General features: G+C 67.7%; 2 protein-coding genes. Both read right to left on the reverse strand.

What is annotated here, in order from left to right; genetic code table 11:
- Window positions 1–2: 2 nt before the first annotated feature.
- Window positions 3–8,417: a non-ribosomal peptide synthetase gene (locus OU995_RS18985; RefSeq protein ID WP_267831590.1), complete on the reverse strand. Its 8,415-nt coding sequence runs from the start codon at window positions 8,415–8,417 to the stop codon at window positions 3–5.
- Window positions 8,417–11,872 (reverse strand): amino acid adenylation domain-containing protein, encoded by a 3,456-nt coding sequence (locus tag OU995_RS18990; RefSeq protein ID WP_267831591.1) that lies wholly within the window; start codon window positions 11,870–11,872, stop codon window positions 8,417–8,419. The genes OU995_RS18985 and OU995_RS18990 overlap by 1 nt, the downstream gene beginning before the upstream one ends.
- Window position 11,873 lies beyond the last annotated feature (1 nt).

Genomic DNA, 11,873 nt, shown 5'->3' on the forward strand with positions numbered 1-11,873 from the left:
CGTCAATCCTCTGTCTCCAAATCATCCAAAAGCGCGGCCAAGCGACTGGTGCGGGTGCTAAGGCCGACCGCAGACGGGGCCCTTCCCGCGCCCTGAGCTGCGCCCTGCCCCGAGTTCTGCCCCGAGCCTTCCTCGGAACCTTCCCCGGAACCTTCCCCGGAACTTTGGCCGGAACTTTGGCCGGACGTCCGTATCGGTCGACCTTGTTCACCATCGGGCTCGTGATCGCCCGCCAGCCGCTCCGTCCCCGGCGGCGGGGCAGCGCCCTGCCCGGCCAGCCACCGCGCCAGTTCGCCCAAGGTCGGGTGGTCGAAGATGACCCGCAGGGCCACCTCGATCGCCAGCGCCTGGCGTAGCTTCGTCACCAGCCGCACTGCGAGCAGGGAGTGGCCGCCCAGTTCAAAGAAGTGGGCCTGTCGGGTGACGGAACTCAGCCCCAGCACCTCACACCACAGCCCGGCAAGGAGTGTTTCCAGCGGCCCCTGTGGAGCGTCCCCGGCGGTTGAGCGCGGAGTCTCCGGGCGCGGCAGTGCGTGGCGGTCCACCTTGCCATTGGCATTGATGGGCAGCGCCGGCAGGACGGTGATCAGGGCGGGCAGCGAATAAGCGGGCAGCCGCTGCGCCAGGCGCGCCCGCAGCGTGGCGCCGTTGATCAACGTCGCCTCCTGGGAGTGGCCGCGCGCGTCGCTGACCGATTCGATTCCAGCTCCAACGGCGGCTCCAGCTTCGGCCTCTGTTACGACCTCGGTTCCGGCATCGCCCGCAGCGGCCGCTGTCCAGTCCTTCGACGGTTGCAGCGACACATAGGCCAGCAGGCGAGCCTCGCCCCCTTCCTGATCGGTGATGACCACTGCCTCCCGCACCTCCGGCTGCGCCAGCAATTGCGCCTCGAGCTCGCCCAGTTCTACCCGGAACCCACGGATCTTCACCTGGTGATCCACGCGGCCCAGATATTCCAACTGCCCCTCGGCACTCCATCGCACCAGATCGCCGGTTCGGTAGAGCCGTCCGCCGGCTGAGGTGAACGGGTCCGCCACAAAGCGTTCGGCCGTGTGTGACGCACGCTGCCAATAGCCCTGCGCCAGCTGGCTCCCCCCAATGCACAGTTCACCCGCCCCACCAGGCGGCACAAGGTTCAGATCGGCATCCACCACATACAACCGACGGCCTGGCAAGGGCGTGCCAATGGCCACCGGGCCCACGCCGGTTTGTGGATGCGGCAACGCGTCGCTGCAGTCCAGCACCGTGGCTGTCACCGTGGCCTCGGTAGGCCCGTAGGCATTGACCAAGCGCAGCCCTTGCAAGCCGGCCGCCGCCCACGCCCTTAAGCCCTCCTGCGGCATGGCCTCCCCACTGGCATGCATGCGTCGCAAGGGGCCATAGTCCCGAACGCCCAGACGTGCAAAGTCCTGCATCAGCAGCATCCAGTAGGCGGTGCTCAGGTCCGCCACGGTGATGCCATGCTGATGGACGCGCCGCAGAAATGTGCTGCTGTCCCACAGCTCGGGGCCACGCAGCACCATTGCGGCGCCCGCCATCAGCGGCGCGAACACTTGCTCAACGAAGCCGTCGAAGTTCACGGTGGCGAACTGAAGCACCCGGTCGGTCTCCGCCAGTTCGAAGTACTGGCTCGCCACCCGGGCCTGATGCACCAGCGCCCGGTGCGAGATGCCCACGCCTTTGGGTGTGCCGGTGGAGCCGGAGGTGTAGATCAGATACGCCAGTTGCTCACCGTGAAGGGGTGCGGCGGCGCGGCCCTCGTCATGGCGCGACATGTTCGGCGCCGCCGTTGGGGAAAGCGCGTCCCCCAGGTCATCCAACAGGAGCACCCGTACGCCACCAGCCTGCGGCAATCGCTCGCTGACCTCGGCCTGGCTCAGGACCAGCGAAACACCACTGTCTTCCATCATGGCGGCCAGCCGGACGATGGGATAGTCCGGGTCGAGGGGCACGTAGGCGCCGCCCGCCACCAGGGCGGCAAGCACGGCCACGATCATCGCCGGGGAACGACGAACGGCAATACCGACGCGATCTCCCGAGCTCACACCCGACCGCCGCAGATGCGCAGCCAGTTGCTCGACGCGCCGGTTCAACTCGCGGTAGGTGAACTGCTGTTCCTCGAACACCAGCGCCACGGCCTCCGGCCGCCGCGCCGCGTGGCGGGCCAGGCATTCATGGGCAAAAGCATCCACGCCGCCCGGCAGTTCATCGCCCTGGCTCCAGGCTTGCAGGACAGGCAGATCGTCAGCGCCCGCCACCGCCACCTGGCCCAGCGGCCGGTTGGGTTCGCTGACCAAGCGGCCCAGCAGGTCGGCGAATCGGCGTGCCAGCGCGGCCACGCGGTCGGCATCGAAGAGGGTCTGCTCATGACCAAAGTCCAGGGTCAGCGCATCGTCGAGAAACACCGACAAGGTCATTGGATAGTTCGCATCGTCCTGATTGCGAAGCTGCTCGAAGCGCAGTCCTCCCGGGGCGGCTTGCCGCAGCGCCGCGTCGATCGGGTAGTTCTCGAACACCACCAGCGAGTCGAACAAGGCTTGCCCGCCTTCCGCAGCCCAGCGCTGAACCTCGTAAAGCGGCGTCTGGTCATGTTCCCGGGCGGCCACGCTGTCCGCCTGGATACTCCGGAGCCAGTCCCCCACCGGTTGCGCCGCAGGCAAGGGAACCACCTGGGCCAGGGTGTTGATGAACAAACCAACGATGTCCTCGGCGCCTGGAAGTTCCGGGGGCCGCCCGGACACGGTGCTGCCAAACACCGCCACACGCTGCCCGGTATAGCGGCCGAGCAACAGGGCCCATGCGCCCTGCACCAGCGTGTTGACGGTCACCCGCTGGGCGCGAGCGGCTTCCGCCAGCCGGCGCGTGGCCTCGGGCGACAGCCTTTCGATGTGATGGGCGATTCCGGCCAGACCGGCAGGCCCCTTGTGACCGGCAGCGGAGCCCGCCGACGGACGCGGCCAAGCCTGGGCCAGCAGACAAGGGCCCTCCAGTCGCGCCAGTTGATCTTTCCAGAAGCGTTCGCCGGCCTGCGGGTCTCGCGCCTGCAGCAGGCGGATGTGGTCACGGTAACGCCCCACCAACGACGGCATGGGCAGACCCGCATAACGCCTCAACACCTCGCCCATCACCCGGGACGCGCTCCAGCCGTCCAGCAACAGGTGATGGCTGGTCCAGATCAGGTGGTGCGACTGCTCGCCGGTACGGATCAGCAGCAATTGCATCAAAGGCGGTTGGCGAAGGTCCAGGTCAGCGCTCAGCGCTTCGCCCGCACGCGTGTCCAGCGCGCCCGCCAGATCCGGCCGGCCCCGCCAGTCCAGTAACTCCAGCGGGACCTCGACCGCACGGGCCACCCACTGCAACGGTGGGTCTTCATCCGCGAGGAAGCCGGTTCGCAAGACGTCATGCGCGTCCATGGTGGCCTGCCAGGCCGCCCGGAATCGAGCCGGATCCAGTCCGTGCACCTCCACCCGCATCTGCGTCCGGTAAGCCGCCGTCGACGGCTCGGCCAGCACGTGGAAAAGCATGCCGGACTGCATGGGCGACAGCGGATACAGGTCTTCGACGTTCGCCGCTGGCGTCGGCAAGGCATCCAGGCGCGCCTGGCTGACCCGGGCCAGAGGCACGTCCGAGGGCGTGAGCCCGGTGGCCCCTTGACAGCAATGCGCCACCAGCGACTGGATCTCCGACTTGAAGCGGTCCACCAAGGCTTGTACCGACGCTGCGTGGTGGCGATGGCGGCTAAAACTCACCAACAACACCAGTTCACCGGCCACCACACTGCCGTTGATTGCGAACTCATGCGACTGCTCAGCAGCCTCGTGCATGGGAGACCCGGCGTTTTCCGTGGCCAGTTGCCAGGCGCTCTTGCCAAAGCCGCGGTCCACCTGCCCCAGGTAGTTAAAGACGATCTGCGCCTTTGGCAGCGCCTCCAGCGTGCGGCGCTGCTCACGGCTGCCCATCCAGCGCAGCAGGCCATACCCCAGGCCGCGCTGCGGTGTGTGGCGGATGGCTTCCTTGACGCGCTTCAATGCTGCGCCCGGCTCGCCCATCGGATCCAGCGCCAGAGGATGGATGCTGGTGAACCAGCCCACCGTGCGAGACACATCCAGCCCCGTGCCCTCATCCTCCCGACCGTGACCTTCCACATCCACCAGCACACGCGCGTGACCTTCCACATCCACCAGCACACGCGCGTGACCGGACCAGCCGCACAAAGCGCGACCCAGCGCGGTCAGCAGAAGATCGTTCACCTGGGTTCGATAGGCTGCGGGAGCGCGCTTGAGCAAACGGTCCGTCTCCACGGGGTCCAGGCGCAGCTCGAGGTGATCGAGGCTGTCCAGCCGCCGATCGCCCTCCGGATGGTCGCAGGGCAGCGCGCTTGGCACGTCGGCCAGCCCGCGCCAGAAGGCCAGTTCCGGTTCCAGCGCGGCCGCATGGTGCCGCAGCGCTTCGGCCCATTGCTGGAAAGAGGCCGTGGGCGGAGGCAATTGGCAGCGTTCGCTGGCCAGACGCTGCCCGTAGGCCAGCAACAGATCTTCCAGCAAGACCCGCCACGACACCCCGTCCACCACCAAGTGGTGCACCACGATCAACAGCCGCCAGGTGCCATCTGCCATCTCCACGCCCAGCGCCCGCCACATCGGACCCTGGCTCAGGTCCAGACTCCGCTGCACTTCGTCACACAGGGTCGTCAGCGCATCGGCGCTGGCAGCCCGCCGCCACCACAGCCACTCCCGCCGTTCGGCAGTGGCCACTGGGGAGTAGTGTTGCGTCCAATGGCCCTCCCCGTCCTGCCGATATCGGAGACGCAGACTGTCGTGATGGTCATGCACCGCCTCCAACGCCTCCTGCAAGGCACTTCGGACCAGCGGAACGTCGCTGCGCAACAGCACGGCCTGGTTCCAGTGATGACGCGCCTCGGACACGCTCGCAAAGAAGTCGGCCTGGATGGGCAGCAACGGCACGGTGCCGGTCGCGGGCACCCGCTGCTGCGTGGACGCGGCGCCAACGGCGGGCGCTGCGGGCTGTGCCGTGCTCGCCACCGGGGCCAGACGCGCGATGGTCTGATGCTCAAACAGCTGACGAGGCGTCAGCAGCCAGCCCGCACGACGCAGGCGCGCCACCGCCTGAAGACTCAGGATGGAATCGCCGCCGAGCTCAAAGAAATTGTCGTGACGCCCGACCTGCGGCACGTTCAGCAGTTCCGCCCAGACGGCTGCGATTGCCTGCTCCACTTCACCCTGCGGTTCGGCTTGCTCGGAACGGGCAGCCAGCGTCGGCGCAGGCAGCGCATCGCGGTCCAGCTTTCCGTTGACGGTGCGAGGCAAGACCGGCAGCACCCACAACAGCGCCGGCACCATGTGCTCGGGCAACTCGGCGGCCAGGCGGTGTCGCAGCCCCTCGGCGGCCACGGAGTGGCCCGGTGACAAGGCCACATAGGCGAGCAAGCGTGCGCCGGAGGTGCCGGCTCCGGCGACCACGGCGGCATCGGCGACCTCCGGCTGACGACGCAACACCGCTTCAATCTCACCGGGCTCAATGCGGAAACCGAGGATCTTGAGCTGCTGGTCGATGCGCCCCAGGTACTCCAGCTGCCCATCCTCACGCCATCGCACCAGGTCACCGGTCCGGTACAGGCGACCGCCATCGCGGTCGAAGGGATCGGCCACAAATCGATCGGCCGTCAGGCCGGGCCGGCCCAGGTAGCCCCGGGCCAGACCCATGCCGCCCAGATAAAGCTCCCCGGGCACGCCCGGTGGCAGCAATGCCAGATCGGCATCCAGCACCATCGCCTTGCGATCGCCCACCGGTCGACCGATGGGCGCATAGGCGCAGGGCACGTCGGTCCCGGCGGGAACCTTCCACAGCATCGGCGTGACGACCGCTTCGGTGGGGCCGTACCCGTTGATGAGCGTGCGTGGCGCCAGGCGGTTGCCGACCAGGCTCAATCCCGCCCGGGGCATTGCTTCGCCGCCGAACGACAGCAATTGCAGCGCGGGTGCGGACGATGGCTCGGCATCGGCGGCCAAGGCCTGCAGGTAGGCCGGAGGAAAACCCGCATGGGTGACCTGATGCTCGCGCAGGGCGGCCAGGGTCTGATCGGGTGTCCATAAGTCGGCATCACGCAGCACCAGGCTCGCCCCGCACGTCAGGGCCGTGAACAGCCGCTCCTGGGCCCCATCAAAGGAGAACGACAGGAAGTGCAGTTCCCGCGAGCGCTCGTCCATGTCGTAGAGGGTGGCCGTCTCCTGACAATGCATGCTGAAGGGCGCGTGGGCCACCGCCACACCCTTGGGACGACCGGTGGAGCCGGAGGTGTAGATGATGTAGGCCAGCTGCTGGCCGTGGACGGGCCGGGTGAGGCCAAGGTCCGGATCACTGTCGGTATCACCCAAGGTGCCGGCTTCTTGCCACCACTGCGCCACATCCAGCCGCTGGTGGGCCGGCATCCAGGCGCCCAGCCCGGCATGGGTCAGCAGCCATTGAATGCCGCTGTCCTCCGCCATGAACGCAAGCCGCTGCGCCGGGTAGGCCGGGTCCATCGGCACGTAGGTAGCGCCCGCCTTGAGCACCGCCAACAGGCTGCTCACCAGCCATGCCGAGCGCTCCATCAGCACGCCCACCCGGGTTTCAGGACCAACACCGATGGCGCGCAGATGACGGGCCAGCCGATCGGCTTGCTGGTTCAAGCCACCATAAGTCAACGTGGTCTGGCCGATGATGAGCGCCGTGGCATTTGGCGATCGCTTCGCATGGGCCTCGAAAAGCTGGTGCACCGGCGCCAGGCTGCCAGTCCATGCCGATCCGGCACCCCAGGCGAGCAAGGCCTGCTGTTCGTCCGGGCCGACCAGAACAATATCGCACAGACGCTGAGCCGGGTCCTCTGCGAAGGCCTGCAGGAGGCGAAGGTAGTGGCTGGCCAGGCGCTGGATGGTGGCAGGCCGGAATAGCGCTTCGGCGTAGGAAAACGACGCCTGGATCTGGCCCTCCGCCGACTCCATCAGGTTCAGCACCAGTTCAAACTGAGCCGCAGACGGTGGCAGCGGCTGGTCTTCAAGCTTCAGGCCCGGCAGGTGCTGCAGCGCCGCCATGTCACGGCGCTGGTGGTTGAACATCACCTGGAACAGCGGCGCCTGCGTGAGGCTGCGTTCCGGCTGCAGGGCCTCGACGAGGTGCTCAAACGGAAGGTCCTGGTGGGCCTGGGCGCCCAGCACGGCCTCCCGCGTGGCTTGCAGGACCTCCTCCAGGGTGATCGTGCCGTGAATCACATTGCGCAGCACCTGGGTGTTGACGAAGAGTCCCAGCAGACGCGTTGTTTCCGGGCGATGGCGGTTGGCAATCGGGACCCCCACGCGGATGTCCGTTTGCCCGGTGTATCGGTGCAGCAGCGCCTGATATGCGGCCAACAGTACCGTGAACGGCGTGGCTCCGGTCGCCAGGGCCCGGGTGCGCACCGCCTCGATCAGCGCAGGCGGTAGCGGTTGGGTGAAGGCCACCGACGTATAGCGGGCGTCCGCACGACGGGGATGGTCGGTCGGCAGCTGGAGTGTGGGGAGGTCGGCGCCCGGGTGCCCCAAATGCTTCAGCCAGTAGGCCAGTTGCTGGTCCTTGCCTCCTGCCGACAGCCAGGCGCGCTGCCAGGCGGCGTAGTCGGTGTAGCGGAGCGCCGGCTCGGCCGGGCCAAGTCGGTGATTGACTGCCTGTTGCCGCTCCAAGGCCCCATCGGTTGGGGCTCCACCGGTCGCAGGCAGCGCCACACGGTTGCGGTACTCGCGGGCAAACTCATCAACGATCAACTGCACCGACCACCCGTCGGAAATGATGTGATGCATCACCACCACGAGCATCTGGACATCGGCAGCCAGTCGAACCACGCCCATGCGCAGGAGCGGGCCGCTGGTCAGGTCGAACGGCATCTGGGACAGCTCACGCAGGGCGCGGTCGACAGCATCTTGCGCGTCACCGTCCTCGCTGCTCGGTGCATCGTGGGCGCTCAGGCCGCCAGCCGTGCCGCCGGGGTCGCGGCTCAGATCGATGGAGATCAGCGCCAGTGGCTCCGCCGGCAACACCACGGGCCGGGCCAATCCGTCCTCCGTGGGCACAAACACCGTTCGCAGCACCTCATGCCGCGCCACAAGGGCGCTGAAACTGTCCCGTAGCGCCGCCTCCTCCAGCCGGCCTGACAGCCTCAGCGCCCCCGCCACGTGATAGGCGCAACTGGATGGGTCCATGCGCCACAGGAACCACTGCCGCTGCTGGGCGTAAGACAACGGGGCCAACTGCCCCTGCGGCATCGGCACGATGGGCAGGCTGGCAAATTGGAGCCCCTGAGCCTCCAGCGCCTGGATGAAGGCTGCTTGTCGATCAGCCGGCAGCCGCGCAAAGCGCTCGGCAATGTCGCGCTTCTTCTGTTCCATCAGGACTCCAGGGTTTCCAGGGACGCCATCAGGCGGTCCATGTCATTGACCTCGGCGACCGCCGAGGACTGCAGTGCAGAGAGCGCGGCGGCTTGGCCAGCCACGGTCCTCAGTTCAAACCACTGCCGCAATTCCAGGCGCGCGCCCAGCCGTTTCTCCGCTTGCGCCTGCACCTGCACCAGCGCGAGGGAATGGCCGCCCAGTTCGAAGAAATCGCTGTCTCGTGTCACCTCCCGCAGGCCCAGCACCTCGGCCCAGATGGCGGCCAGCGTGCTTTCCACGGCGCCTTGCGGCGGCTCACCGGCTTGCCCGGCTCCGGCTTGGGGCATGGGCAGCGCGCGACGATCCAGCTTGCCGTTGGCGTTCAGCGGAATGGCGTCCAGCACCTGCAGCACCGCCGGCACCATGTGCTCCGGCAAGCAGGTCGTCAGGCCGCGTCGCAAGCCCTCCACCGTCACCCCATGGCCGGGCTGCACGGTGACAAAAGCCACCAGCCGCGGTCCAGCAGGCGCCTGATCCACCACCACGGCGGCCTGGCGCACCCCCGGCTGGGCCAGCAGCCGCGCTTCAATCTCGCCCAACTCGATGCGGAACCCCCGCAGCTTCACCTGTTCATCGATGCGGCCCAGGTAGTCGATGCCGCCATCGGACCGCCAGCAGGCAAGGTCTCCGGTCCGGTACAACCGTCCGCCGTCGGTACGGGTGGGGTCGGCAATGAATCGCTCGGCCGTCAGTGCGGGCCGGTTCAGGTAGCCCCGTGCCAGGCCATCGCCAAAGACGTGCAATTCACCCGGCACGCCGATGGGCACCGGCTGGAGGTCGCTGTCCAGGATGCGCAGGCCCAGGTCGGGCAAGGCCTGGCCGATGGGGCTGCCGCCCACCGCCAGGTCTGCAGCCCGCAGCCGGTGCCAGGTGACATGCACCGTGGTCTCGGTGATGCCGTACATGTTGATCAGCGCGGGATGGTCCAGTCCGAATCGATCCGCCCATGGCTGCAGGCTTCGGGGCTCCAGCGCCTCACCGCCGAAGATCACCAGCCGCAGCGCCAGGGCGGTGGTCTTTGCAGTGGTCGGTTCGGCGCTCGGTGCGGCGCCCGGAGCGGTGGGGGCCGTGGCCTGCCGTGCGACCGCCACCTGCATCAGCTGCTTGAATGCTGAAGGGGTTTGGTTGAGCACCGTCACACGCTGCTCGCATAGCAGTGCCAAGAACTCGTCCGGGGAACGGCTGACGAGATGCGGAACGATCACCACGCGCCCGCCGCTGCACAACGCCCCGAAGAGCTCCCAGACGGAGAAGTCAAAGGCATAGGAATGGAACAGCGTCCAGACATCATCGACGCCGAAGTGGAAATGGTCCGCGCTGGCATCCAGCAGGCGCACCACATTGCGATGCGTGAGTTGTGCCCCCTTGGGCCGACCAGTGGAGCCGGAGGTGTAGATCACATAGGCCAGCGAGTCCGCCGACGTCAGCACCTTCGGATCGAAGTCGTGCCCGTCGGCGCCCGCTGCCTGCCGGATCGACAGCGTTGGGACCCCCTGCGAGCCCGCCCCGGGGTCCGTCCGGAGGCCGTCATCGACCCCAGGCGCATCCGTCAGCACCAGCGCAACGCCACTGTCCTGCACCATGTAGGCCAGACGCTCCGCCGGATAGGCGGGGTCCAGCGGGACATACGAGGCGCCTGCCTTGAGGATGGCCAGCATGCCCACCACCATGTCGAACGCGCGTTCCGCCGACAAGCCGACGCGGTCCTCCGGGCGGACACCCCGGGCGATCAACTGATGGGCCAGCCGGTTGGCGCGGCGGTTGAGGGCCCCATAGCTCAGGGTCTGATCGCCCAGCACCAGGGCAACGGCATCGGGCTGCCGGGCGGCCTGCGATTCGAAGCGCCGATGAATGAGATCGTCCAACCGGAATTGCGTGTGCTGCGCCCAGGTGTCCAATTGCGCCAGCTCATGCGATGTCAGCAGTGGCACCTCCCTCACGGCCTGCTGCGGATGCGTGACCAGGGCTTCCAGGAGCGCCAGATAGTGGCCGGCCATGCGCTCGATGCGCTCACGGTCAAACAGATGGCTGGCATACCGGAAGTGGGCTCGCACCTGCCCGTCGGCCGCTTCGACGGTTTCGAGCGTCAGCTCAAACGGGGCCTGGCGCTCACCAAAATCGATGGGCTCGACCCTCAGCCCCGGCCAGGGAGCCACCGCACGGCCATCCACCCGGAGGTGGTTGAACAGCACCTGGAACAGCGGGCTCGCGCCGCCTTGCCGGGGCGGCTTCAGCGCCTCCACCAGGCACTCGAAGGGCAGTTCCTGGTGGGCCAGTGCAGACAGCGTGGTGTCTCTGACCTGCTCCAGCAATGCCGAAAGCGGCAAGCGCGCCGACACCTCGCTCTGCAGGACCACGGTGTTGGTCAGGAATCCCACCACCGTGGCCGTTTCCGCACGCTCGCGATTGGCCACCGGCAGACCGCTGCGGATGCGAGACTGGCCGGTATAGCGGAACAGCAAGGCGTGGAACGCAGCCGCCAGACCCATGAACAGCGTGGCCTGGTGCTGGCGAGCGTGGTCCCGCAGGCGCAGGGTCAGCGTGGCCGGCAGGTCCAGCACCACCGAGGCGGCCCGCCCCTCATTGGCGCTGCTGCTGCCAACTCCACCGCTGCCACGTGGACGGTCGGTGGGCAGTTGCAGCGGCGTGTGGTCATTGCCCAGATGGCTGCGCCAATAGTCCAGTTGGCGCTGCCCTGCCGGGCTGCCTTGCCAACGTTGCTGCCACTGGGCGAAGTCGAGGAAGCGGATCTCTGGCTGAGGCAGCGCGAACGGCGCGCCATTCAACGCGCAGGCGTAGGCGGCGGCCAGCTCCCGCAGCACGATGTCGACCGACCATGCGTCGGAAATGGCATGGTGCAGGCATAGCAGCAGTTGATGCCTCTGCGGCGCCAGTCGCAGCAGCACGACCTGCATCAACGGCCCCTGGGTGAGGTCGAAGGGGGCGGTGAGAACGTCCTGGACCGCCTGATGCCGCCGATGCTCGCGCTCGGCTTCGTCGCAATGGGCGAGGTCGATGGAAGGGATCGCCCCCAGCCGCTCCGCACTCATCACCTGCAGCAGCTGATCCTGTTCTTCGGCTCGAAACACCACCCGCAAAGCGTCGTGGCGGCTCACCACCTGGGCCAACGCCGACTGCAGCGCTTCAACGTTCAACGGGCCTTCCAGGCCCAGCCCGCCGCCCACGTGGTAGGCCGTACTGGCGGGATTCACGCGCCAGAGAAACCACAAACCGCGCTGGGCTGCCGTAGCCGGGGCCGAGTTCCCCGCCTGACGCGGAATGCGATCGGCGTCTCCCCCGCTGCTGGCGGATGCGACCGGACCGCCACCGGCCAAACGCTGTTGCAGCCGCTGCAACTGTTGGGGAGACAGGCGCGCGCGGCGGGCGGATAGATCTTCAGGACTACTGCTCATG

Origin of the sequence: Roseateles sp. SL47, assembly GCF_026625885.1 — a bacterium.
In the GTDB taxonomy this organism is placed as follows: Bacteria; Pseudomonadota; Gammaproteobacteria; order Burkholderiales; family Burkholderiaceae_C; genus Roseateles.